The sequence below is a fragment of the Pseudomonas sp. GW821-FHT09C08 genome, from assembly GCF_059418125.1.
This window is the reverse complement of sequence record NZ_JBWKPG010000005.1, coordinates 502,434-525,578: the sequence shown is the minus strand read 5'-3', so window position 1 is coordinate 525,578 and position 23,145 is coordinate 502,434. Positions and strand designations below refer to the sequence as shown.

Annotated in this window: 20 protein-coding genes; 4 read left to right on the top strand and 16 right to left on the bottom strand. The window is 62.2% G+C overall.

From position 1 onward, the window contains the following. Positions 1 to 15: 15 nt before the first annotated feature. The 11 genes from AC07OJ_RS20300 to AC07OJ_RS20250 form a co-directional block, all read right to left on the bottom strand. Positions 16 to 660, bottom strand: coding sequence for a methionine ABC transporter permease (locus tag AC07OJ_RS20300; RefSeq protein WP_495095047.1), 645 nt, complete (start codon positions 658 to 660; stop codon positions 16 to 18). Next, positions 650 to 1,765, bottom strand: coding sequence for a methionine ABC transporter ATP-binding protein (locus AC07OJ_RS20295; RefSeq protein WP_106805453.1), 1,116 nt, complete (start codon positions 1,763 to 1,765; stop codon positions 650 to 652). Before AC07OJ_RS20295 ends, AC07OJ_RS20300 begins: the two co-directional genes overlap by 11 nt. Continuing rightward, on the bottom strand, positions 1,762 to 2,577 hold the full coding sequence (locus tag AC07OJ_RS20290) for a MetQ/NlpA family ABC transporter substrate-binding protein (RefSeq protein ID WP_065899576.1): 816 nt from the start codon (positions 2,575 to 2,577) through the stop codon (positions 1,762 to 1,764). Before AC07OJ_RS20290 ends, AC07OJ_RS20295 begins: the two co-directional genes overlap by 4 nt. 70 nt (positions 2,578 to 2,647) lie before the next feature. Next, positions 2,648 to 4,000, bottom strand: a complete 1,353-nt coding sequence (locus tag AC07OJ_RS20285; protein ID WP_495095046.1) for an LLM class flavin-dependent oxidoreductase — start codon at positions 3,998 to 4,000, stop codon at positions 2,648 to 2,650. Continuing rightward, positions 4,000 to 5,193 (bottom strand): SfnB family sulfur acquisition oxidoreductase, encoded by a 1,194-nt coding sequence (locus AC07OJ_RS20280; RefSeq protein WP_495095045.1) that lies wholly within the window; start codon positions 5,191 to 5,193, stop codon positions 4,000 to 4,002. Before AC07OJ_RS20280 ends, AC07OJ_RS20285 begins: the two co-directional genes overlap by 1 nt. A gap of 25 nt (positions 5,194 to 5,218) precedes the next feature. Further along, positions 5,219 to 6,460: an SfnB family sulfur acquisition oxidoreductase gene (locus AC07OJ_RS20275; protein ID WP_495095044.1), complete on the bottom strand. Its 1,242-nt coding sequence runs from the start codon at positions 6,458 to 6,460 to the stop codon at positions 5,219 to 5,221. Between the two features lie 187 nt (positions 6,461 to 6,647). Next, positions 6,648 to 7,424: a hypothetical protein gene (locus AC07OJ_RS20270; RefSeq protein ID WP_065899580.1), complete on the bottom strand. Its 777-nt coding sequence runs from the start codon at positions 7,422 to 7,424 to the stop codon at positions 6,648 to 6,650. Between the two features lie 379 nt (positions 7,425 to 7,803). Continuing rightward, positions 7,804 to 8,550 (bottom strand): L-cystine ABC transporter ATP-binding protein TcyN, encoded by a 747-nt coding sequence (gene tcyN / locus AC07OJ_RS20265; protein WP_201143319.1) that lies wholly within the window; start codon positions 8,548 to 8,550, stop codon positions 7,804 to 7,806. A gap of 3 nt (positions 8,551 to 8,553) precedes the next feature. Continuing rightward, positions 8,554 to 9,219: a cystine ABC transporter permease gene (gene tcyL / locus AC07OJ_RS20260; RefSeq protein ID WP_065899582.1), complete on the bottom strand. Its 666-nt coding sequence runs from the start codon at positions 9,217 to 9,219 to the stop codon at positions 8,554 to 8,556. After that, positions 9,219 to 10,013 (bottom strand): cystine ABC transporter substrate-binding protein, encoded by a 795-nt coding sequence (gene tcyJ / locus AC07OJ_RS20255; protein WP_106805449.1) that lies wholly within the window; start codon positions 10,011 to 10,013, stop codon positions 9,219 to 9,221. Before tcyJ ends, tcyL begins: the two co-directional genes overlap by 1 nt. Positions 10,014 to 10,295: 282 nt before the next feature. Further along, entirely contained in the window at positions 10,296 to 11,291 is a 996-nt protein-coding gene (locus tag AC07OJ_RS20250) for a D-cysteine desulfhydrase (RefSeq protein WP_495095043.1), read from the bottom strand. A 166-nt stretch (positions 11,292 to 11,457) separates the two neighbouring features. Between AC07OJ_RS20250 and epsC the strand changes: the two genes are divergently transcribed. The 4 genes from epsC (at position 11,458) to mgrA (ending at position 17,412) form a co-directional block, all read left to right on the top strand. After that, positions 11,458 to 12,384 carry a serine O-acetyltransferase EpsC gene (gene epsC, locus AC07OJ_RS20245; protein ID WP_201143320.1) on the top strand — a complete coding sequence of 309 codons (927 nt, stop codon included), beginning with the start codon at positions 11,458 to 11,460 and terminating at the stop codon, positions 12,382 to 12,384. Positions 12,385 to 12,796: 412 nt separating this feature from the next. Continuing rightward, positions 12,797 to 14,758, top strand: coding sequence for a choline transporter BetT (gene betT / locus AC07OJ_RS20240; RefSeq protein ID WP_162946137.1), 1,962 nt, complete (start codon positions 12,797 to 12,799; stop codon positions 14,756 to 14,758). A gap of 179 nt (positions 14,759 to 14,937) precedes the next feature. Further along, the gene (locus AC07OJ_RS20235; protein WP_083221307.1) at positions 14,938 to 16,266 is read left to right on the top strand and encodes an OprD family outer membrane porin; all 1,329 of its coding nucleotides are present in this window, start codon (positions 14,938 to 14,940) and stop codon (positions 16,264 to 16,266) included. A gap of 108 nt (positions 16,267 to 16,374) precedes the next feature. Continuing rightward, a complete protein-coding gene (gene mgrA, locus AC07OJ_RS20230) occupies positions 16,375 to 17,412 on the top strand; it encodes an L-glyceraldehyde 3-phosphate reductase (protein WP_010214105.1) in 1,038 nt (345 codons plus the stop codon). A 398-nt stretch (positions 17,413 to 17,810) separates the two neighbouring features. Here mgrA and tauD read toward each other — a convergent pair whose 3' ends face one another. The 5 genes from tauD to gshA all read right to left on the bottom strand — a co-directional run bounded on the left by tauD (position 17,811) and on the right by gshA (position 23,103). Beyond that, positions 17,811 to 18,647 (bottom strand): taurine dioxygenase, encoded by an 837-nt coding sequence (gene tauD / locus AC07OJ_RS20225; RefSeq protein ID WP_495095042.1) that lies wholly within the window; start codon positions 18,645 to 18,647, stop codon positions 17,811 to 17,813. A 21-nt stretch (positions 18,648 to 18,668) separates the two neighbouring features. Further along, positions 18,669 to 19,505, bottom strand: coding sequence for a taurine ABC transporter permease TauC (tauC, locus tag AC07OJ_RS20220; RefSeq protein ID WP_201143321.1), 837 nt, complete (start codon positions 19,503 to 19,505; stop codon positions 18,669 to 18,671). Then, positions 19,502 to 20,281 (bottom strand): taurine ABC transporter ATP-binding subunit, encoded by a 780-nt coding sequence (gene tauB, locus AC07OJ_RS20215; RefSeq protein ID WP_120447387.1) that lies wholly within the window; start codon positions 20,279 to 20,281, stop codon positions 19,502 to 19,504. Before tauB ends, tauC begins: the two co-directional genes overlap by 4 nt. Before the next feature lie 17 nt (positions 20,282 to 20,298). Next, positions 20,299 to 21,276, bottom strand: a complete 978-nt coding sequence (tauA, locus tag AC07OJ_RS20210) for a taurine ABC transporter substrate-binding protein (protein WP_495095041.1) — start codon at positions 21,274 to 21,276, stop codon at positions 20,299 to 20,301. Between the two features lie 243 nt (positions 21,277 to 21,519). Continuing rightward, complete coding sequence (gene gshA, locus AC07OJ_RS20205) at positions 21,520 to 23,103, bottom strand: glutamate--cysteine ligase (protein WP_065899595.1); 1,584 nt, start codon at positions 23,101 to 23,103, stop codon at positions 21,520 to 21,522. Positions 23,104 to 23,145: the final 42 nt, after the last annotated feature.

The following is a 23,145-nucleotide window of genomic DNA, read 5'->3' as shown; positions in this document are numbered from 1 at the left end:
AGCAGCCCCCAATACTCAGCGCTTGTTCAGCACCCGCGCCAACCGGTCGCCACCCAACTGAATCACCGCCACCAGAATCACCAGCAGCACGATGACCGTGAGCATGATCTGCGTGTCAAAGCGCTGGTAACCATAGCGGTACGCAATGTCACCCAGGCCACCCGCACCAATCGCGCCCGCCATGGCCGACGAGTTGATCATGGTCACCAGGGTAATGGTGAAACCGCCGACAATCCCCGGCAGCGCCTCCGGCAACAGCACATGCCAAATGATGTGCCAGCGCCGGCAGCCCATGGCCTGCGCCGCTTCGATCAGGCCGTGGTCGACCTCACGCAGGCTCACCTCGGCGATGCGCGCAAAGAACGGCGTAGCGGCGATGGTCAACGGCACGACCGCTGCCCACACGCCATAGGTGGTGCCGACGATCAGCCGGGTGAACGGGATCAGCGCCACCATCAGGATCAGGAACGGAATCGAGCGGAACAGATTGACGAACGCCCCCAGCGCGCGGTTCAGTGCCGGGGCCTGATAGATCCCGCCCTTGTCGCTGGTGACCAGGAATACCGCCAGCGGAATCCCCACCAGCAACGCGATCAACGAAGACACGCCGACCATCAACAGGGTGTCGATGGCGCCTTGTACTAAACGATCAAACCACATAACCCAGCACCTCCACCTGTTGTGCCCAGTTACCGGCGCGGCTGCGCAGCACGTCGGCGTCGTGCGGTGAGCCATTCACCGCCAGCAGCAATTGCCCCAGCGCGTGGCCCTGGATGCGTTCCACACCGCCCTGCAGCAAGCGCACGCGTCCGCCGAGGGCCGCGAACAAGGCGGCCAGGTCCGGTTCGTCGGTGTCGTTGCCGGTGAACTGCAAGCGCAGCACGACTGCCGCGTCCGCCTGGCCGGGCGTGGGCTGCAGACGGTTTTGCAGCTCTTGCGGCAGCCCGTGTTGCAGCGGCGCCAGCAGGGTCTTGCTGACCTCATGTTGCGGGTTGCCAAACACTTCCCAGACCGGGCCTTGCTCGACGATGTGCCCGTACTCGAGCACCACCACGCGGTCGCAGATTTCGCGGATCACCGCCATCTCATGGGTGATCAATACGATGGTCAGGCCCAGGCGCTGGTTGATCTCGCGCAGCAGGCCGAGGATCGACTGAGTGGTCTCCGGATCAAGGGCCGAAGTGGCCTCGTCGCACAGCAGGATCTCGGGGTCGTGCACCAGCGAACGGGCGATGCCCACGCGCTGTTTCTGCCCGCCGGAAAGCTGCGCCGGGTAGGCCTTGTGTTTGTCCTGCAGGCCGACCAGTTCGAGCAGCTCGCGCACCTTCTGCTCACGCTGGGGCTTGGGCACGCCGGCGACCTTGAGGGGCAGTTCGACGTTCTGCCACACGGTCTTGGCCGACATCAGGTTGAAGTGCTGGAAGATCATGCCGATGCGCCGCCGCAGCGCCACCAGGCGGTCTTCATCGAAGTCACCGATGTCCACCTGATCGATCAGCACTCGCCCGCTGCTCGGTTGCTCCAGGCGATTGATGGTGCGGATCAGCGAGGATTTACCGGCGCCGCTGCGGCCGATGATGCCGAACACTTCACCGCGCTGGATCGCCAGGTCGATGCCTTGCAGGGCATGCACGTTGCCGTCATAGGTCTTGCCCAGGTTGATAAAGCGCACGTGCGCGCGGTTCAGGTCAGGGTGCAGTTCTGTCTGCTCGGCGTCCCTGGGCGGCAAGCCCAGGTCGCGCAGTTGAGAGTGGGCGGCGGTCATTTTTTATCTTCCCAGCCCACTTGGTAGAGCTTGCCAAGGGATTTATCCAACGCGGCGCGCACCACCGGCGAGTGCTGGTAGATGTCGACGAACTTGATCACACGCGGGTCGGTTTTGCTCTTGGGCTGGATCACGAACTGGATCACGTATTCCGGGTGGTCGAGGCCGTCGAACAGCAGCGCCGACTCGGCATCGAAGGTCTTGGACAGGCGGATATACGCCGGGTAACCCTGCACCAGGTCGGCATCGTCATAGGCGCGCACCAGTTGCACGGCCTCGACTTGCAGGATCTTGATCTTCTTCGGGTTGGCGACGATATCTTCTTCAGTGGCCTTGTAGCCCACGCCCGGCTTGAGCGTGATCAAGCCGGCCTTGGCCAGCAGTTGCAGGCCGCGACCGCTGTTGATCGGGTCGTTGGCAATCGCCACGCTGGCGCCCTGGGGCAGGTCGTTGATGCTTTTGTACTTCTTCGAATACAGCCCGACGTTGTTGATGATGCCTGGCGCGTACGGCACCAGGTCAAAACCGGCGGCGGCCTTGGCGTTTTCCAGGAACGGGATGTGCTGGAAGTAGTTCACGTCGATGTCGCCGGCGGCCAGGCTGACGTTGGGCGCGATCCAGTCGGTGAACTCCACCAGCTCGACTTTGAGGCCTTGCTTGCCGGCTTCGGCCACGGCGGCTTCGAGCGGAATCGCGAAGGCGGCGGTAGTGCCGATTTTCAACGGCGCATCGGCCGCGAACACAGCCGAGCTGAACAAGCCGAAGGCCAGGACCAGTGCTTTGACTGGGTGAGTGAGGAGCGTCTTTTTCATAGTGGTTTTCCAGTCATAAGGTGTCGATGTTAATAACGCGATCAACTGTAGGAGCCGGCTCCTCCAGGGTTCAGTGGCGGTAGCTGGAGCCGGTGTGCTGTTCGGGCAGGCGGGCAGTGCCGTGGAAGACTTTTTCCCGCAGCGTCCCTTGCGCATATTCGGTTTTGTACGACCCGCGCTTCTGCAACTCGGGCACCACCAGGTCGATGAAGTCGACGTAGCTTTCCGGGGTGACGATGCGCGTGAGGTTGAACCCATCCAGGCCGGTTTCGCTGATCCACGATTCCAGCTCGTCGGCGACTTGTTCGGGCGAGCCGACCAAGGTGATATAGCGACCGCCCAAGGCGTGTTGTTCAAGCAATTTGCGCCGGGTCCAGTCGTTGTTTTGCAGATTCTTGGTGGCGGATTGAATCGCGTTGCTCTTCACGTACTGGATCGGTTCGTCGAGTTCGTACTGGGCAAAATCAATCGCGGTGGACGCCGAGAAATGCGCCACGCCCGCCTCCGGGCTGGCGTAGCTCAGGTACTCGGCGTGCTTCTTCCAGGCGAGTTCCTCGGTCGCGCCCACGATCACATTGAGGCCCATGAACACCTTGATGGCGTCCGGGTCGCGCCCGGCCTCGACCGCGCTGGCGCGCACCTTGTCCACCTGGACCTTGGTCGCGGCCTTGTTCTGCCCGCTGATGAACACGCACTCGGCGTGGCGCCCGGCGAACAGCAAGCCACGCTCCGAACTGCCGGCCTGGAACAGCACCGGCGTGCGTTGTGGCGAAGGCTCGCAGAGGTGATAACCCTCCACCTGGTAGAACTCGCCATGGTGCTCGACCTTGTGCACCTTGCCCGGCTGCGCATACACCCGCGCCTGTGGGTCGTTGAGCACCGCGTCGTCTTCCCAACTGCCTTCCCAGAGTTTGTAGAGCACCTCCAGGTACTCATCGGCCTGGTCGTAGCGCCGGTCATGCTCGACCTGCTCGGTAAGGCCCATGGCCTTGGCGGCGCTGTCGAGGTAGCCGGTGACGATGTTCCAGCCGACCCGGCCACGGCTCAGGTGGTCGAGGGTGGACATGCGCCGGGCGAACAGATACGGCGGCTCGTAGGTGAGGTTGGCAGTCAGGCCGAAACCGAGGTTCCGGGTGACCGCCGCCATCGCCGAGACCAGCAGCAGCGGGTCATTCACCGGCAGTTGGATCGACTCCTTGAGCGGCACATCGATGGAGTTCTGGTAGACGTCGTACACGCCGACGATGTCGGCGATGAACAAACCGTCGAACAGCCCGCGCTCCAGGGTTTGCGCGAGGTCGGTCCAGTACTCGACGGTTTTGTATTGGGTCGAGGTGTCCCGTGGATGGGTCCACAGGCCGTGGTTGATATGCCCGATGCAGTTCATGTTGAAGGCATTGAGCAGGATCTTTTTCTTCGCCATCAGATGGTCCCCCGCAGTGGCGGGTTTTCATCGTTGAGGTAGTAGTTGCCGACCGCGTGGTACTTCCAGCGCACCGGATCGTGCAGGGTGTGCACGCGGGCGTTGCGCCAGTGCCGGTCGAGCCCATGCTCGGCGAGGGTGGCCTGGCTGCCGGCGAGTTCGAACAGCGTGCTGCCAGCGGCCAGGGAAATCTCGGTGCTCAGGGCGCGCACTTCAGCGACGGCGATGGAGGCTGCCGCCACGGTCTCGGCGTTGCTGTCGGCCTGGGCGCGGTCGAGGCATTCGCCGGAGCGCTCCAGCAATGCCTCGGTGGCGTGCAGGCGAATACTCAGGTGGCCGAAGCTCTTGAGGGTCAGCGGGTCTTCGGTGGCCTTGTCGTTACCGGAGTCGATCCACGGGCGGGTCTTGGTGCGCACAAAATGTAGCGCGTCCTCGAAGGCGGCGCGGGCGATGCCGGTGTCGATGGCGGCGTGGAGGATCTGCGCCAGCGGGCCGACGGTGGTCGGGCGCTCGAAGGCGCTCTGGAACGGGATCACGTCTTGCGCGGCGACCCAGACGTTATCGAACACCACCGAACCGCTGCCGGTGGTGCGCTGGCCGAAGCCGCTCCAGTCGTCGATCACGCTCAGGCCTTCGCTGTCTCGGGGGACAAACGCCAGTTGCTGTACGCCGTGTTCATCCACCACTGAAGTAGGGATGCGCTGGGCGTAGATCGCGCCGGTGGAGTAGAACTTGCGGCCGGTGATGCGAAAGCCGTCGCCGTCGCGGGTGATTTTGGTGACGCGGTCATGGGCGGTCTTGGTGCCCAGTTCCGCCAGGGCATTGCCGAAACGCTGGCCCGCGAGCACTTCGGCGTACAGGCGGCGTTGCTGCGCCGGCGTGCCGTTTACGCGCAGCACTTCCAGGGCATAGAAATGGTTTTGCGGAATCTGGCCCAGCGAGGCGTCGGCCTGGGCGATCAGTGCGATGACCTTGGCCAGCGTGACGTTGGACACACCGGCGCCGCCGTATTCCTTGGGCACGCTGATGCCCCACAGGCCGGAGCGCGAAAACACGTCCAGCTCAGGCAGCGGCAGGCGGCGCTCGCGGTCGCGCTGGGCGCTGTCGCGGCGGAAGTCTTCGGCCAGGTCGCTGGCGACAATAAGGGCTTGTTCGTCGCTGGTGATAACCGCGACGTGATGAGAAAGGGTCATGCGTATTCTCCAGAGGTCTGGTCGGTTAAATCCAGGAGTGACGAGCCGGCAAGGTGCCGTTCAGGCGATAAGCGCCCACCGCGTGATACTTCCAGCGCACCGGGTCGTGCAGCGTATGCACGCGGGCATTGCGCCAGTGACGGTCGAGGTTGAATTCGGCGAGGGTGGCGCGGCTGCCGGCCAGTTCGAAGAGCTTTTCGCTGACCAGCAGCGACACTTCAGTGGTCAGCACCTTGGCTTCGGCGACGGCAATCGACGCACGGGCGGCGGACTGCGCGGTGATCGGCGCGGCACTGATCTGGTCCAGCACCTGGCCGGCCTTGCGCAGCAGCGCTTCGGCGGCGTGCAGTTCGATTTTCAGCTTGCCGATATCGGCGATCACGTACAGGTCATCGCTGGCCCGTTCGACCTTGGCGTCGATCCACGGGCGCGAGCGCTCACGCACGAAGGCAATGGTGTCATCCAGCGCGCCACGGGCGATGCCGGCATCGATGGCAGCCTGGATCAGCTGCGACACGGCGCCCTGGATGGTCGGGGTTTCGCCGAGGCGCCAGTTCTCGACCACCAGCTCGGCGTCCACCGGCACCCGGTCCAGCAGCACGGTGCCGCTGGCGGTGGTGCGTTGGCCAAAGCCGGACCAGTCGTCGACGATGCGCAGCCCCTCGGTTCCACGGCGCACGAACGCCATGACTTGCTTGCCGTCATCGTTGAGCGCCTTCACCGCAACCCAATGCGCAAACAGCGCGCCGGTGGAGTAGAACTTCTGGCCGCTGATCACGTAGCCGTCACCCTCGGCGGTGATGCGGGCCTTGAGTTCCAGGGTGTTCCTGGTGCCGCGCTCCGGGCCGGCGTTGCCGATGCGCCAGCCGTCGAGCACGCTCTGGAACAGCTGTTTTTTCTGGCGTTCGGTGGCGGCGCCCTGCAACACGTGGAGGATGCCGAAATGGTTCTGCGGGATCTGTCCGAGGGCCGGGTCGGCCGCGCTGATGATCGCGAACACGTCGGCCAGGGTGGTGAATGACACCTGTGGGCCGCCGTATTCGCGGGGAATGGAAATACTGCCCAGCCCACTGCGGGTGAACTGCTCGATCTGTGCCCACGGCAACTTGCGTTGCTGGTCGCGCTTGGCGGCTTGCAGGCGCGCAGCCTGGGCCAGCTCATGGGCGGCGTTCAGCGCCTCTGCATCGTTGCGCAGCACGACGGCCGGCAACAACAGAGGGGCTACGTCCAGATCACTCTGGGGGGGTGTTAGAGCCAAGTTAGACATCAGCGCCGCTCCTTGGCTGCACGTAATGCCCTGGCGTTATGCACCGGGGTAATTCTGACCATACCGACCTCGCATTCAATGAAATAACAACAGGAAAATCAGGAATGTCCGGTGGTCCGGTGCATATACCCTAAGCGTGTTAAATATTTAAATAAACTAACTTTTGGGAATATGCATAGAAGGTCTGTCACCCAGGTTCGCAGGGTGAACCGAGAGGGCGTGGCTGATAGCTCTGCGCGGCCCCGCCGGGGCGGGCGGGTACCCAGGCGGCGATCCTCAACGTGCGGGCGGGCGCCCAGCGGGAATTGTTGCCGACGCGGTCCAGAATGCAGTACGTCACCTCCAGCCGGCAGTCGTCGCCGGCTTCGACAATCACCGTCGACGGCACCCAGACCTGCACGGCCAGGCCGACGGCCTTGGCCTGGATGCTTGGCAGGTCCATGCGCACATCGCCCCAGCGCAGGGTAATGGCATCGCCGGTGGTCATGTGCTGGTAGGGTTCGATGGTCAACGGAATGCCGCGCCGCACCTGGCTGCTGTTGACGCCGTAGCGGCGGATCGTCTCGGGCAGGCCGACGGGGGCGAGGTTGTGGTTTTCGTCGCTGTACAGCTGTGCAGGCTGCCCGCCCGGGCATTGGGTCTTGACGCGCACCTGCGTGGTCGCCGAGCGCGCAGGGCCATGGCCGATCTGCATGACCTGATAGTGCACCTGCGCCGGGCCGTCCTGCACAAAACTTTCTGGTACGCGCAGGCGCGTCGACGTGCCGACCTTGCCGGCCGTGACTCGCCGTGAAGCCGCAAAGCAGTTGTTCCAGAACAGCTCGATCAGGTCGCCTTCATCCATGCCGGGGTACGGCGCGATATCGACCTGCAGCTGAGTGGCGGCGAGGGCATTGATACCGTTGCGAAGTGCCTGGGGCAACGTCGGGGCGTTGAGCATGGCCGGGGTGGCGGTGCGCGTCATAAGTAATCTCCTTGATGCAGCCAGCAGCAATCGTTCCGGCCCCTTGGCGCGGGTGCGCACGGGGTCGAAATGAACGATTCAGAAAATAGCCGGGATAGGATCCAATCCTCTGAGTGCTAGATAAGAGGGTTGGCCAAGGGGCGTCAATGGCGGCAAAGGGCTAAACGGCGGGTTGCTGCAGATTCAGAAGGGTCTGACTGTGAGGGGGATTTCAGCGGGTGTGTGGCGGGGCGTTTTACTCGTTCAAACGAGGACTTCGCGTAGGAACGCGCTCAGGGGGGAGCAGGGCTTGCCCGCGATGCAGGCACCTCGGTGTATCCTTCGCACCGCAGTGATGCTATCGCCGGCAAGCCAGCTCCCACACAAGCCCGGGAGGCTGTCAGTGGGCGAGGAATTTGCTCAGGAACTGCTTCGTGCGTTCTTCCCTGGGGTTGGCGAACAACGCCTTGGCTTCGCCTTGCTCCACGATCACCCCCTTGTCGAAGAAGATCACCCGGTTGGCCACGTCACGGGCAAAACTCATCTCGTGGGTGACGATCACCATGGTGCGGTTTTCCTCGGCGAGGCTGCGGATGGTTGCCAGTACTTCGCCGACCAACTCCGGGTCGAGCGCCGAGGTCGGTTCGTCGAACAGGATCACTTCCGGCTCCATGGCCAACGCGCGGGCAATCGCCACGCGCTGTTGCTGGCCACCGGACAGACGCCGAGGGTAGGCGTCTTCCTTGCCCGCCAGGCCAACCCTGGCCAGCAGCTTGCGTCCCAGGGCCTCAGCGGCTTCGCGCGGCATCTTCTTGACCACGGTCGGCCCTTCGATGACGTTTTCCAGCGCGGTGCGATGGGGGAACAGGTTGAAGTTCTGGAACACAAAGCCGACGTGCTGGCGCAGGCGTCGCACCAGGGTTTGCTGCTGGTTGATCGGCTTGCTGCTGTCGATCTCGATGTCCCCGACCTTGATGCGGCCGCTGGTGGGTTGCTCGAGGAAATTCAGGCAGCGCAGGAAGGTGGTCTTGCCGGAACCGCTGGGGCCGATGATGGCGATGACTTCGCCTTCCTTGACCTCAAGGTCGATGCCGTTGAGTACCACCTGACCCTTGAATTGTTTGGTCAGTTTTTCAACCACGATCATGCTTCAGGACTCCAGGTCATGCCGGTTGACCCGGTCTTCCAGACGATTTTGAAAATGCGCCAGGATGCTCGCCAGGATCCAGTAGATCAGGGCTGCAGAGAGATACATGGTGAAGATTTCGAAGGTGCGCGCCGACACCAGTTGCGCCTGGCGAAACAGCTCGGGCACCTGGATGGTGGCCGCCAGCGCGGTGTCCTTGACCAGCGAAATAAAGCTGTTGCCCAAGGGCGGCAAAGCCGTGCGCATTGCCTGCGGCAGGATGGCCCGGCGCAGGGTCTGCGCACGGGTCATGCCGATACTGGCCGCGGCTTCCCACTGGCCACGCTCGATGGAGCTGATGGCCGCGCGCAGGATTTCACAGGCGTAGGCGGCCATGTTCAGCGAGAAGCCGATCAGAGCCGCCGGGATCGGATCCAGCTCGATGCCCACTTGCGGCAAGCCGTAGTAGATCAGGAACAGCTGCACCAGCAAGGGCGTGCCGCGAAAGAACGACACGTAGACGCGGGCAAGCAAGCTCACTGACTTGAAGCGCGACAGGCGCATCAAGGCCAGGCCGAAGCCCAGCAGCAAGCCGAAAAACATCCCGCCAAGGCTAAGAATCACCGTGTAGTACGCGCCCTTGAGTAGAAAGGGCGCGGAGTCCAGCGCGAGTTGGAAACCTGCTTCCATTATTGAGTGACGTCAGCGTTGAAGTACTTCACGGACAGCTTCTTCAAGGTGCCGTCGGCGCGCAGCTTGTCGAGGGCCTTGTTCACCGCGTCGAGCAGTTCAGGCTCGCCTTTGCGCAGGGCAATACCGGCTTCCTGGCGGGAGAAGGCATCGCCGGCGGTGGCGGTGTCCGGGGCTTTCTTGGCGTATTCCAGAGCGGCCAGGCGGTCGATCAGAATGGCGTCGATGCGGCCGATGCGCAGGTCCTGGAACTTGGTAGGGTCATCGTTGTAAGTCTTGATGATGGCTTTAGGCTGGTTGTCCTTGAGCCATTGCTCGTAGTTGGTGCCCAGGCCCACACCGACTTTCTTGCCGGCCAGGTCGTCGGCGGTCTTGATGCTGTCGACATTCTTCTTCAGCACCAGCGCTTGAATACCGGAGACGGTGTAAGGCTTGGAAAAATCGTATTTCTTCTTGCGCTCTTCAGAGATGGTCACCTGGTTGACCACGGCGTCCAGGCGCTTGGATTCCAGGGCGGCGAGGATACCGTCCCATGGCGTGGCTTGCAGTTTGACCTTCACGCCCAGCTCTTTGGCCAGTGCCTCGGACAGCTCGACTTCGAAACCGCTGAGCTTGCCGCTTTCATCGACAAAGCTGAACGGTGGGTAGGTGCCTTCGAGACCGATCTTGATCTCGCCGGCTTTCTTGATGCTGTTCAACTGCTCGCCGGCCACTGCCTGGCCGAGCAGGCCAGCCCCGAGTGCCAGGCCCAAAGTGCCAACCAACAACGTGCGACGCAATACAGAAATAGTCATGAAGAGCCCCTGTGTTTTTTATGTTGAGCGAAGCAGGTGACGCAGTAGTCGTATCCTGCCTTAAAGCGCGTAGCGCGTCTTCGCCTACGGCGCGATGATAGAGCGGGTTTTTAAGACTTGAAAATAATATAAATCTAAATTGATATTCGATTATCGAATATGCGAGCTATTTAATGTGGGAGCGGGCTTGCCTGCGATAGCGGTGCAAAGGTCAGCACATCGGTAGCTGACAGAGCGCCATCGCAGGCAAGCCAGATCCCACATTTTTTAGTCCGCGTTAATTCAATTGAATACCGAGTTGTAGGCAAACAACGCCGGCGCCCCGCCGGTATGCAGGAAAATGATCGGACCCTCTTCAAAACGCTGACGCCCGATCCCATCCAACAAGCCGGCCATGGCCTTGCCAGTGTAGACCGGGTCCAGCAGCAGGCCTTCCTGGCTGGCGAGCAGCTTGATGGCCGCCAGCGTACCGGCGTTCGGCTCGCCATAACGGGGGCCGAAGTATTCATCCCAGAGAATCACCTTGAACGCCTCGGGCACCGTTACGCCCAGCAACTCGGCGGTGCGTTCGGCCAGGCTCTGCACTTTCGGAAACTGTGCTTCTTCGGTACGCGACACGGTGACGCCAACCACCGGCAGGTTCGGCAGCACGTCGCTCAAGGCCAGGGCGAGGCCACTGTGGGTACCCGCACTGCCGGACGCCAGCACCACGGCGGAAAATTCGATGCCGCTGTCTTCAATTTGCGCCGCCAGCTCAAGGCCGGCGCGCACGTAACCCAAGGCGCCGAGGGCGTTCGAGCCGCCGATCGGCACCAGGTACGGCTTCTTGCCGTTGCTGCGCAGACGGTCGGCGAGGGCATTCAGTTGGTCGTCGACATTGTCGAGGTTTTCCACCAATTCGACCTTGGCGTCGAAGAGGTCCAGCAGCAGGCGGTTGCCGTTGCCCAGGTAGTTGGGGTCTTCGGTGCCGGTGGGGTTTTCCAGCAGCGCTACGCAACCCAGGCCGAGCTTGGCGGCGAGGGCGGCGGTCTGGCGCACGTGGTTGGACTGGATCGCGCCGGCGGTCACCAGCGTGTCGGCACCCTGGGCGAGGGCATCGGCCGCCAGGTATTCGAGTTTGCGCAGTTTATTGCCGCCCATGGCCAGCGGCGTGGTGTCGTCGCGCTTGACGTAGATGTCCCTGCCCAACCAGGCCGACAGCCGCTCGAGTTTTTCCAGGGCAGTGGCACCGCCCAGCAGTTCCAGGCGGTTAAAACGGTCGAGCTGTTGTTTGATCATGGCTACGCACGGTGACTGAATGATTGGCCGACTATAGGCAGGCACTTTTCATCGGGCAACCGCCAATCGCTTATTCCGTGAAGTTCTTAGCATCGCACCATTGGTTCTTAAGGGCGGCCAGGGTGCATACCGTAAAGTGATGGCCATTTCGTCAGGAGTGAAGACCGTGAGTGAGCGTTCCAGTCATTGGCAATTACAGACCATCGTCAGCCAACTGCGCGGCGCCCGGGACCAGTGGCGAACGCGCAATGGCCGCTTGAGCGGCGAGCATGGCGGCCGCGAGTTGCCGTCCCGCGAGGCCGTCGCGCAGATTCTCGAAGCACTGTGCGGTGCGCTGTTCCCCATGCGCCTGGGGCCGGTGGACCTGCGTGAAGAAAGTGAAGATTTCTACGTCGGCCATACCCTCGACGTCGCCCTGAATGCCTTGCTGGCGCAGGCGCGCCTGGAGCTGCGCTACGCCGCGCGCCAGGGCGGCCAGGATGACAGCGCGGTCGACGCCCTGGCCATCCGCCTGATCCAGGATTTTGCCCTGGCCTTGCCGTCCCTGCGCAGCCTGCTGGACACCGACGTGCTGGCCGCCTATCACGGCGACCCGGCCGCGCGCAGTGTGGATGAGGTGCTGCTGTGCTATCCGGGAATCCTCGCGGTGATTCACCATCGCCTGGCGCACCATCTGTATCGCGCCGGTTTGCCGCTGCTGGCGCGGATCAGCGCGGAAATCGCCCACTCGGCCACCGGTATCGATATCCACCCGGGTGCGCAGATCGGCCCGAGTTTCTTTATCGACCACGGGACCGGCGTGGTGATTGGCGAAACCGCGATCATCGGCGAGCGGGTGCGTATCTACCAGGCCGTGACCCTGGGCGCCAAGCGCTTCCCGGCGGATGAGGATGGGCAGCTGCAGAAAGGCCACCCGCGTCACCCGATTGTCGAGGATGACGTGGTGATCTACGCCGGGGCAACGATCCTGGGGCGGATCACCATCGGCCAAGGCTCAACGATTGGCGGCAATGTGTGGCTGACCCGCAGCGTGCCGGCGGGGGCGAATATCACCCAGGCGAATCTGCAGCATGATGATGGGGCGCAGAAGTAAAAAAACTGCACACATCCCCTGTGGGAGCGGGCTTGCTCGCGAATGCGGAGTATCTGTCAATGAATCATCGGCTGACCCGGCGCATTCGCGAGCAAGCCCGCTCCCACAGTTGGAAAGCATTCCAGACCTGAGCGGATTTCTCCCGAAAATCGCTGAACGTTTTACCTCCCGCACCCGTCATACCAGTCCTTGAGCTAGTGTAGGAATTATCTACCACTCAGCCCTGCGATTAGTCCCAGACCGCCTATCCATGTTTAACTTGAATGTTCGTTCAAGTTAAACCGGTGGTTCGCTGCCCGCTCACAACAGGAGGCTTACCTTTGCTGAGTCCGTTTTTTACAGCCACATCTCCCGCCCGAGGGGTGCATCGTTCATGAGTGCATCGTCGACCCCAGCCAGCGGCCTGGTGCGCATGAATGCGCCCGTCTTCTACTTTGCTGCAACCTTCATCTTGCTGTTCGGCATCACTGTCATCGCTATCCCGCAACAGGCCGGCGCCTGGCTGCTGGCCGCGCAAAACTGGGCGGCCAATACGGTCGGCTGGTACTACATGCTGGCGATGACCCTGTATCTGGTCTTCGTGGTGGTCACCGCGCTATCGGGCTACGGCAAGATAAAACTCGGTGCCGACCACGACGAGCCCGAATTCAGTTACCTGTCCTGGGCCGGCATGTTGTTTGCCGCCGGGATCAGCATCACGCTGTTCTTCTTCTGCGTCTCCGAGCCGCTGACGCACCTGGTGCAACCGCCCCAGGGCGCACCGATGAATGCCGACGCCGCGCGCCAGGCCATGCAGATCCTGTTCCTGCACTGGGGCCTGCATGGCTGGGGCGTGTTCGCCTTTGTCGGCATGGCCCTGGCGTACTTCGCCTACCGGCATAACCTGCCGCTGGCGCTGCGTTCGGCGTTGTACCCGCTGATCGGCAAGCGCATCAACGGCCCCATCGGCTATGCGGTGGATGGCTTCGGCATTATCGCCACGGTGTTCGGCCTGGGGGCCGACATGGGCTTTGGTGTACTGCACCTCAACTCCGGCCTCGACTACCTGTTTGGCATTGCCCATACCCAGTGGATCCAGGTTGGATTGATCACCCTGATGATGGGCGCGGCGATTCTGGTCGCGGTCGCCGGCGTCGACAAGGGCGTGCGAGTGATGTCCGACATCAACATGCTGCTGGCCTGTGCGTTGCTGCTGTTCGTGTTGTTCGCAGGTCCCACCCAGCACCTGCTCAACACGCTGATCCAGAACATCGGCGACTACCTTGGCGCGTTGCCGACCAAGAGTTTTGACGTGTACGCCTATGACAAACCGAGCGACTGGCTCGGCGGCTGGACGGTGTTCTACTGGGCCTGGTGGATCGCGTGGTCGCCGTTTGTGGGCCTGTTTATCGCGCGGATTTCCCGTGGCCGGACCATCCGCGAGTTCGTCTTCGGCGTGCTGCTGATCCCGCTGGGCTTCACCCTGGCGTGGATGTCGATCTTCGGCAACAGCGCCATCGACCAGGTGCTCAATCACGGGCTGACGGCCCTCGGTCAGTCGGCCATCGATGACCCGTCGATGAGCCTGTACCTGCTGTTGGAAACCTACCCGTGGAGCAAAACGGTCATTGCGGTCACCGTGTTTATCAGCTTCGTGTTCTTCGTGACCTCGGCCGACTCCGGCACCGTGGTGCTTTCGACCCTGTCGTCCAAGGGCGGCAACGCCGATGAAGACGGGCCGAAATGGCTGCGGGTGTTCTGGGGCGCGATGACGGCGCTGGTCACCAGTGCGCTGCTGTTTGCCGGCAGCATCGACTCGTTGAAATCAGCCGTGGTGCTGACCTCGTTGCCGTTCTCGATGATCTTGCTGCTGATGATGTGGGGGCTGCACAAAGCCTTCTACCTCGAGTCGCAAAAGCAGATCGCGCAGTTGCACTCGTTGGCGCCGATCTCGGCCTCCCGCAAGGGCCGTGGCGGCTGGCGCCAGCGCTTGAGCCAGGCCGTGCATTTCCCGTCACGCGATGAGGTGTACCGCTTCCTCGAATCGACGGTGCGCCCGGCGATCGAAGAAGTGACGGCGGTGTTCGTCGAGAAGGGCCTGAGCGTGGTCACTCAGCCGGACCCGGCCAACGACAGCGTCAGCCTCGAAATCGGGCATGGCGAGGAGCATCCGTTCATCTACCAGGTGCAGATGCGCGGCTACTTCACGCCGTCGTTCGCCCGGGGTGGCATGGGTTCCAAGGAGATCAATAACCGTCGCTATTACCGCGCGGAAGTGCACCTGAGTGAGGGCAGCCAGGACTACGATCTGGTGGGCTACACCAAGGAGCAGATCATCAACGACATCCTCGACCAGTACGAGCGCCACCTGCAGTTCCTGCACCTGGTGCGCTGACCTGTAACTCCTCGCAAAGCCCCGTTCTACGGGGCTTTCTTAAATATAATTTCATTCGTCAAACCCTCGGTTTGACGCGCAACTGTCATCTGGCCACTGCGTAATTGTGTGAAGCGTTTGACGCTTTCATTTCAAAACAGTGACGGAGACCGGTAACAATGAAGACGTTATTAAGCCCTATGGTGGGTGCCGCCATGGCGAGCTTTATGCTGTCCGCCCATGCCGATTTTATCGATGACAGCCACGCCGACGTGACCCTGCTCAATCGCTATCTCAACCAGCAGGGGCGTGATGTGGTCAACAGCAACGCCAAGGCCCACAGCATTCGCGATTGGGGCCAGGGTTTCGAGTTCAACTTCAAGTCGGGATACACCGAGGGGCCGGTGGGTTTCGGCTTGGATCTGCAGGCGTTCTACGGGCTGAAACTGGATTCCGGTGGCGACCTCAACGACAAGGATCACCAGGGCCGCTACCCCGGCAGCATGTTCCCGCTGGACAACGGCAAGTCCGCCGACCAGTTCGGCGTGCTCAGCCCGACGTTCAAGATGCGCTTCGCCCAGGACGAGCTGCGCGTCGGCACGCTGTACGGCAACAACCCGGTCCTGGCCAACACCGACGGGCGCCTGTACCAGCAGACCAATACCGGCGTGCAACTGGTGTCCAAGGACCTTACCGACTTCACCTTCACCGGCGGCGATATCCTCAAGACCAAGATCCGTAACGAGACCGGCGACCAGGGCATGATCACCGCCGGCGGCACCAAGGAAAGCGATCGCTTCCTGTTCGGCGGTGCGGACTACACCGGCATCCAGAACACCACCGTCAGCCTGTGGTACTCCAATCTTGAGGACTACTACCAGCAGTTCTTCCTCGGTGCCAAGCGCCATGACGCTTTGTCGGTCGGCGCGATCGACACCGATGTGCGGGTGTTCCGCAGCCTGGGCGTGGGCGGCAACGCCGACGGTGACAAGGACTTCGCGGCGGCGGGTCTCTACGGTGACGGCGTGAACAAGGGGCGCATCAACCAGACCACCGCCAGCTTGCTTGAGAGCTACAGCCTGGACGGCCATACCGTCGGCCTGGGTATCCAGAAAAACAGCGGCGACAGCGACTTTCCCTACCTGGATTCCGGCTTGAACAGCGGCGACAACCGCCAGGGCCCAGGTTCAGGTGCCGACACTCCGGCCTTGACCAACATGCAGTTGAACAAATTCCAGCATGCTGGCGAACGCACCTGGCTGGCGCAGTACAAATATGACTTCGGCAAACTCGGCCTTACCGGCCTGACGTTCTCCGCGGCGTATGCCCACGGCGATGACATCCGCACCGCACAAGGCACCACCAGTGAATGGGAACGTAACGTTGCCGTGGCGTATCAAGTCCCCACCGGCACCCTCAAAGGGCTCGGTGTGACCTGGAAAAATGCCCACGCCAGCCCGGACATCAGCGGTGCCACCGTGCAAGATGAAAACCGCTTTTATGTCAGCTATGTCGTTCCACTCTGGTAGGCAATTGCTGTAAAACGGAAAGGCAGACTTAAGCGATTCAGCTGGTTAAAAGGCCTGGGAATAACCTTATTCCCAGGCCTTATTTGCCTACGTCCAAGAGAGGATTCGATGACTTACATTGCTGCCGAAAACCGCTATGAATCTATTCCGTATCGCCGCGTAGGCCGCAGTGGACTGGTGCTGCCGGCACTGTCCCTGGGGCTGTGGCACAACTTTGGCGACAGCACCCCGATCGACACCCAGCGCGCCCTGTTGCGCACCGCGTTCGACCTGGGGATCAACCACTTCGACCTGGCCAACAACTACGGCCCGCCGTACGGCAGCGCCGAGATCAACTTCGGCCGTTTGCTGCGCGAAGACTTCAAGCACTACCGCGACGAGTTGATCATCTCCAGCAAGGCCGGCTGGGACATGTGGCCCGGCCCCTACGGCCAGGGCGGCGGTTCGCGCAAATACGTGCTGGCCAGCCTCGACCAGAGCCTGCAACGCCTGGGCGTCGACTATGTGGATATTTTCTACTCGCACCGGTTTGATGCCGACACCCCCCTGGAAGAAACCGCCAGCGCCCTCGCCACCGCCGTGCAGCAAGGCAAGGCGTTGTACATCGGCATCTCTTCCTACTCCGGGGTAAAAACCCGCGAAATCGCGGCGCTGCTTAAAGAGTGGAAAGTGCCGCTGTTGATCCACCAACCTGCCTACAACTTGCTCAACCGTTGGGTGGAAAAAGACCTGCTGGACACCACCGAAGAACTCGGCGCCGGGGTGATTGCGTTCACACCGCTGGCTCAAGGGCTGCTGACCGACAAGTACCTCAACGGCGTGCCGGCCGACGCACGAGTGAATCGTCCGGGTGGCGGTTCGTTGCAGGCCAAGCACCTGTCCGAAGCCAACATCGCCCATGTGCGCGCGCTGAATGAAATCGCCCAGCGCCGTGGCCAGAGTCTGGCGCAACTGGCCCTGGCCTGGACCTTGCGCGACCCACGGGTGACTAGTGCGCTGATCGGTGCGAGCCGGCCGGAGCAGATCATTGAAAACGTCGGGGCGTTGAAGAACCTGAGCTTCAGTGCCGAAGAACTGGCGGAGATCGATCGGTTCGCGCAGGAAGGCGGGATCAACTTGTGGGAGAAGCCGTCTACTGCTGAGTAATCTGCAGTAGTCGGTCACTGTGGGAGCTGGGCTTGCCGGTGAGGGTGGTGGGTCAGTCGATGAAGATGTTGGCTGATCCACCGCTTTCGCAGGCAAGCCAGCTCCCACAGTTGATCTTCAGTGGGGCGAATTTTTTCGGCACGATTCAAATCACTGTGGGAGCCGGGCTTGCCCGCGATGGCGGTGGGTCAGTCGATGAAGGTGTTGGCTGGGCTACCGCTTTCGCAGGCAAGCCAGCTCCCACAGTTGATCTTCAGTGGGGCGAATTTTTTCGGCACGATCCAAATCACTGTGGGAGCCGGGCTTGCCCGCGATGGCGGTGTGTCAGTCGATGGAGGTGTTGGCTGATCCACCGCTTTCGCAGGCAAGCCAGCCCCACCCTCGATCTTCTGTGTGATCTAGAACGGCACGTCCCCAAGAATCGTCGCCCGGTGCATCACTCGCCGTTGCGGCCGGTAGTCATCTACCGCGTAATGCTGGGTCACGCGGTTGTCCCAGAACGCCACGTCATTTTCCTGCCAACGCCAGCGAATGGTGAACTCCGGGCGGGTCGCGTGAGCAAACAGCAGCTTCAGGATCGCTTCGCTTTCGGCAGGTTCTAGCTCATTGATCCTGGTGGTAAACCCATCGCTCACAAACAACGATTTACGCCCACTCACCGGATGCGTGCGCACCACCGGATGCGACAGCGGCGGGTTTTTTTTGCGGGTTTCTTCCCAGCGCGCCAGGTCTTCGGCGGTGTTGCCGAAGCGTTCCAGCGGGAAGGATTTGGTGAAGTCGTGGGTGGCAGTAAGCCCGTCGAGCAAGTGCTTCAACGGCTCGGACAGCGCCTCATACGCCGCGATGCCACTGGCCCACAACGTGTCGCCACCAAACGCCGGCAGCAGTTTGGCGCTGAGCACCGCGCCAAGCGCCGGGGTGGGCAGGAAGGTCACGTCAGTGTGCCACACCGCGTTGTCACGCACGTCGGTGACGGCGGTGTCGAGGATCAGCACTTCGGGCTGTTCCGGCACATTGGGGTAGATCGGGTGGATGTGCAGGTCACCGAAATTCGCCGCGAACCGCGCCTGTTGCTGCGGGGTGATCGGCTGGCCACGGAAGAACAGCACCGAGTGCGTGAGCAACGCCTGTTCGATGGCGTCGCGCTGTTCGACGTTCAGCGGCTGGGTGATATCGACGCCACTGATCTGGGCGCCCAGGGCGGTGCTTAATGGCGTAACGGTCAGGCTGCTCATGCGGTTCTCGTCAATAAGTGCTTAGTGTGCCTGGCCATGCCAAGGCACCAATTTGCGCTGCAGGGCGCGCAGGCCCATTTCCATGGCGAAGGCAATCAGCGCTATCACCAGGATCCCCAGTACCACCACATCGGTGACCAGGAACTGCGCCGCCGACTGCACCATGAAGCCCAGGCCACTGGTGGCCGCGATCAGCTCGGCAGCAACCAATGTCGACCAGCCCACCCCCAGGCCGATGCGCACGCCGGTGAGGATGTCGGGCAGGGCGCTCGGCAGGATCACATGGCGAATCAACTGGGCGCGGGTCGCACCCAGCGACTGCGCCGCGCGCAGTTTGGCCGGGTCGACGGTGCGCACACCGGTCGCGGTGGCGATGGCAATCGGGGCAAAGATCGCCAGGTAAATCAGCAGCACCTTGGACAGTTCGCCGATGCCGCACCAGATCACGATCAGCGGCAGATACGCCAACGGCGGAATCGGCCGGTAGAACTCGATCAGCGGGTCGAGAATGCCACGCGCAATACGGTTGGCGCCGATGGCAATGCCCACCGGCACGGCGGTCAGCACTGCAAAGCCCAGGCCCAGGCCGATACGGCTGAGGCTCGCGCCCAAGTGCTGCCATAGGGTGGAATCCATGTAGCCCGTGGTCGCCAGCAGCCAGCCTTTTTGCAGCACGGCAGACGGCGGCGGCAGGAACAGCGGCTCGATCAGGCCGGTGGCGGTCACGGCCCACCAGATGGCCAGCAAGGCTACCAGGGTCAGCAGGCTGATCCAGCGCGTGCTCAGGCTGCGGCGCACGGGGATAACGGTGTGCGTCACCGGCTTGGCCGCGGTGGCGGGAAGTTCGTAGCTGCTCATGCGGACACCTGCCGTTGCGAGAACACTTTGCCCAGCACGTGTTCGCGGGTTTCGATAAAACGCGGGTCGGATTTGATCGCCCGCGCCGACTCACCGGCGGCGTAGCGTTGGCCAAAGTCCAAGTGCAGGCGTTCGACGATCTGGCCAGGGTTGGGCGCCAGCAGGATCAAGTCAGTGGCGAGAAATACCGCCTCTTCGATGTCATGGGTGATCAGGAATACCGGCTTGGCCGTGCGCCGCCAGACTTGCAGCAACAGCTCCTGCATCTGCTCGCGGGTGAAGGCATCGAGGGCGCCGAAGGGTTCGTCCATCAGCAGCACGCGCGGGTCTGCTGCCAAGGCGCGGGCCAGGCCGACGCGCTGTTTCTGGCCGCCGGAGAGCTGCCAGATGCGGCGGCTGTCGAAACCGGCGAGGTCCACCAGTGCGAGCATTTCCCGGGCGCGCACTTCGCGTTGTGCCTTGGCCACTCCGGCCAGTTCGAGGCCGAAGCCGACGTTGGCGAGCACGTCCTGCCAGGGCAGCAGGGCGTCGTCCTGGAACACCACGCCACGTTCGGCGCTCGGGCCTTTGACCGGCACGCCATCAAGGGTGATGCGCCCGGCGGACGGTTCGACAAAGCCGGCAATCAGATTCAACAGCGAAGTCTTGCCACTGCCGGACGGGCCGAGGGCTACCAGCAATTGCTGGGGCCCGAGCTCCAATGAAATATCAGACAGTACCGGTTCTGTGGCGCCTGGGTACTGTGCGCTGATGCGCTCCAGTTGTAGCAAGGCCATCGCGATGAACTCCTGAATCAGTTAGTGATGAACTTGGCGCTGACGTAAGGGGCGTAGTCCGGCAGCACGGCGTCGACCTTGCCTTGCTCCTTCAAGAACGCTGCAGTGTCGGTCACCGCCTTGGTGGTCGGGGCGCCCAGCAGGGTCACCTGGTCAGCCGCCAATGGATAGACGTTGCCTTGCAGCAGCAGCGGGATATCACTGGCCTTGGCGCCGGAGAGCTTCACCAGTTTGTCGACGTTGCCTTTGTCAGCGATCCAGGCTTGTGGGTCTTTGCGGTACGCGGCGTAGGCGTCCAGGGTGACCTTGGCGAAGGCCGTGACGATTTCCGGGTGCTTCTCGGCAAAATCCTTACGTACGATCCACGCATCGAAGGTCGGCGCGCCGAACTTGGCCAGTTCGCCGGAGGTGATCAGCACCTTGCCGTTTTCCTTGGCCACGCCTAGGGCGGGGTCCCATACGTAAGTGGCATCGATGTCACCGCGCTTCCAGGCGGCGATGATTGCCGGCGGGGCGAGGTTGAGGATGGTCACTTTCGAGGGGTCGATGTTCCAGTGCTTCAGCGCGGCGAGCAGGCTGTAGTGACCGGTGGACACGAACGGTACCGCGACTTTCTTGCCGACCAGGTCCTGCGGGCTGTTGATCCCCGAACCGTTGCGCGCCACGAGGGCTTCGGCACCGCCGATCTGGGTAGCAACGAGGAAGGTTTCCACCGGCACTTTGCGCGTGATCGCTGCGGTCAGCGGGCTGGAACCGAGGTAGCCGATCTGCACGTCGCCGGAGGCGATGGCGGCGATGATGTCGGCGCCATTGTCGAATTTGCGCCAGTCGATCTTGGTGTTGGTGGCTTTTTCATAAGCACCGTCGGCCTGGGCGACTTTCGCCGGGTCCACGGTGGTCTGGTAGGCGATGGTTACATCCGCCGCGTGGGCAAACAGACTGGCACCGGCCAAGGACAACGCCGCCAGGAGGCGCAGTGGGGTCAAAAGTTTCAAAGGGAAGCTCCTCAATCAGGCGGCCGAGGGTCGGCGTGTGAGGAGACTAAATGATCTAAGAATCCGAAAATAAATAACATTTTCGAATTAGCTTATGAGGAGAAGAGTGAATGCGGGTGTTGAGGGCGCATTGGCCAAATGTGCGAGCTGGCTTGCCTGCGATGCTCACGACTCGGTAGTTCAGATCTACCGGGTTGATGCTATCGCAGGCAAGCCAGCGCCCACACGGGGTGGCGTGATGCCTTAGTTACTGATCGCCAGGATACTGGCCTGGTACGACCCGACAAACACGTCAAAATCGCCCACTTCGTTCTGTTCCAGCTCCGCCTGCTGTGCCAGCGACGTGCGCGCCAGCTCTTCAAAGCGCGCCTGCTCTTCGGCTGGCAACGGCTCGCGGCGAAAATGCTCGGCGTGGACCTCGCTCTGATGCAGGGAGAACTGCGCAAAACTCTCTTTGCGCTCGGCCATTGCCGCCAGCACTTGGGCCGATGGCGTCAGGGACGGGTCCTTGACCTTGGCCAGTTGGGCGTCCAGCGCCTCGCTGTGTTCGCTGATGCCGTGGCTCGCATCCAGCAGGGCCGCCAGCGGCGCAATCTGCTCGAGCAATTCGGTGGCCCATTCCTTCATGTCCACTGCCTGGCCCTGGCGCTGCAATTGCAGGCCTGGACGCCGGCCTTCCTTGACCACGCTGAGGAAGTTGGACGTGGCGTTGCCGCATTCGTTATTGGCGAACAATGGGCTGTCGTTTAGCGCGCAGTACAGCAGGAACGCGTCGAGGAAGCGCGACTCCGGCAGGTCGATACCCATCGGCAGGAACGGGTTGATGTCCAGGCAGCGTACTTCGATGTACTGGATGCCACGCGCCATCAGCGCCTGGATCGGCCGTTCGCCGGTGTAGGTCACGCGCTTGGGGCGGATGTTGGAGTAGTACTCGTTTTCGATCTGCAGGATGTTGGTGTTGAGTTGTACCCATTCACCGTCCTTGTGCGTGCCGACTTCGACGTAGGGCGCGTAGGGCGTTGCCACCGCTTCGCGCAGGCTGTCGGTGTAGCTGGCCAGATCGTTGTAGCACGGCGTCAGGCCAGCCTGGGCGTTGCTCTGGTAACCCAGGTCGCTCATGCGCAGGCTGGTGGCGTACGGCAGGTACAGGGTGTCGGCGTCGAGCACTTCCAATTGATGCGAGCGACCGCGCAGGAAGCCCGCGTCCAGTGCTGGCGAAGCTCCGAACAGGTACATCAACAGCCAGCTGTAGCGGCGGAAGTTGCGGATCAGCGCGATATAGGCAGTGGACTGGTAGTCGCGGTCGGTGCCGACAAACCCTTCCGTCTCCTTGAGCAGCGGCCACAACTGTTCCGGCAGCGAGAAGTTGTAGTGGATACCGGCGATGCACTGCATGGTCTTGCCGTAACGCAGGGCCAGGCCCTTGCGGTACACGTACTTGAGCTGTCCGATATTGGAGGTGCCGTAGTAGGCAATCGGAATGTCTTCCTCGGCCGGCAACGGGCACGGCATCGAAGGGCTCCACAGGTATTCGCTGCCGAGCTTGGTGTAGGCAAAGCGATGGATCTTGTCCAGGCTGCTCAGGGTATCGGCCGGGTTGGGCAGGGCTGGGGTGATGAACTCCAGCAGCGATTCCGAGTAGTCGGTGGTGATCTGTTCATGGGTCAACGCGGCGCCCAGGGCTTCGGGGTGCGGCGTTTGCGCCAGGCGACCCTCACCGGTGACACGTAGGCATTCACGCTCGATGCCGTGCAAGCATTGCTCTAGCAGGGAGAGGTGTTCGCGCTTGCCGAGCAGGGCCAGGCGGCGGTTGAGAAGTTCGCTCAAGTTAGATTCCTTCACGCGTCAGTCGCCCCAATATGGGGGTGG

Excerpts from the sequence above, each read along its gene's own strand:
- AC07OJ_RS20300 (WP_495095047.1), bottom strand. The coding sequence starts at position 660 with ATGTGGTTTGATCGTTTAGTACAAGGCGCCATCGACACCCTGTTGATG.
- tcyN (WP_201143319.1), bottom strand. The coding sequence starts at position 8,550 with ATGATCGTGGTTGAAAAACTGACCAAACAATTCAAGGGTCAGGTGGTA.
- tauB (WP_120447387.1), bottom strand. The coding sequence starts at position 20,281 with ATGGCCTTGCTACAACTGGAGCGCATCAGCGCACAGTACCCAGGCGCC.
- AC07OJ_RS20270 (WP_065899580.1), bottom strand. The coding sequence starts at position 7,424 with ATGACGCGCACCGCCACCCCGGCCATGCTCAACGCCCCGACGTTGCCC.
- mgrA (WP_010214105.1), top strand. The coding sequence starts at position 16,375 with ATGACTTACATTGCTGCCGAAAACCGCTATGAATCTATTCCGTATCGC.
- betT (WP_162946137.1), top strand. The coding sequence starts at position 12,797 with ATGAATGCGCCCGTCTTCTACTTTGCTGCAACCTTCATCTTGCTGTTC.
- AC07OJ_RS20290 (WP_065899576.1), bottom strand. The coding sequence starts at position 2,577 with ATGAAAAAGACGCTCCTCACTCACCCAGTCAAAGCACTGGTCCTGGCC.
- AC07OJ_RS20235 (WP_083221307.1), top strand. The coding sequence starts at position 14,938 with ATGGTGGGTGCCGCCATGGCGAGCTTTATGCTGTCCGCCCATGCCGAT.
- AC07OJ_RS20280 (WP_495095045.1), bottom strand. The coding sequence starts at position 5,193 with ATGACCCTTTCTCATCACGTCGCGGTTATCACCAGCGACGAACAAGCC.
- tcyJ (WP_106805449.1), bottom strand. The coding sequence starts at position 10,013 with ATGACTATTTCTGTATTGCGTCGCACGTTGTTGGTTGGCACTTTGGGC.
- AC07OJ_RS20275 (WP_495095044.1), bottom strand. The coding sequence starts at position 6,460 with ATGTCTAACTTGGCTCTAACACCCCCCCAGAGTGATCTGGACGTAGCC.
- tcyL (WP_065899582.1), bottom strand. The coding sequence starts at position 9,219 with ATGGAAGCAGGTTTCCAACTCGCGCTGGACTCCGCGCCCTTTCTACTC.
- AC07OJ_RS20295 (WP_106805453.1), bottom strand. The coding sequence starts at position 1,765 with ATGACCGCCGCCCACTCTCAACTGCGCGACCTGGGCTTGCCGCCCAGG.
- tauC (WP_201143321.1), bottom strand. The coding sequence starts at position 19,505 with ATGAGCAGCTACGAACTTCCCGCCACCGCGGCCAAGCCGGTGACGCAC.
- tauD (WP_495095042.1), bottom strand. The coding sequence starts at position 18,647 with ATGAGCAGCCTGACCGTTACGCCATTAAGCACCGCCCTGGGCGCCCAG.
- AC07OJ_RS20285 (WP_495095046.1), bottom strand. The coding sequence starts at position 4,000 with ATGGCGAAGAAAAAGATCCTGCTCAATGCCTTCAACATGAACTGCATC.
- AC07OJ_RS20250 (WP_495095043.1), bottom strand. The coding sequence starts at position 11,291 with ATGATCAAACAACAGCTCGACCGTTTTAACCGCCTGGAACTGCTGGGC.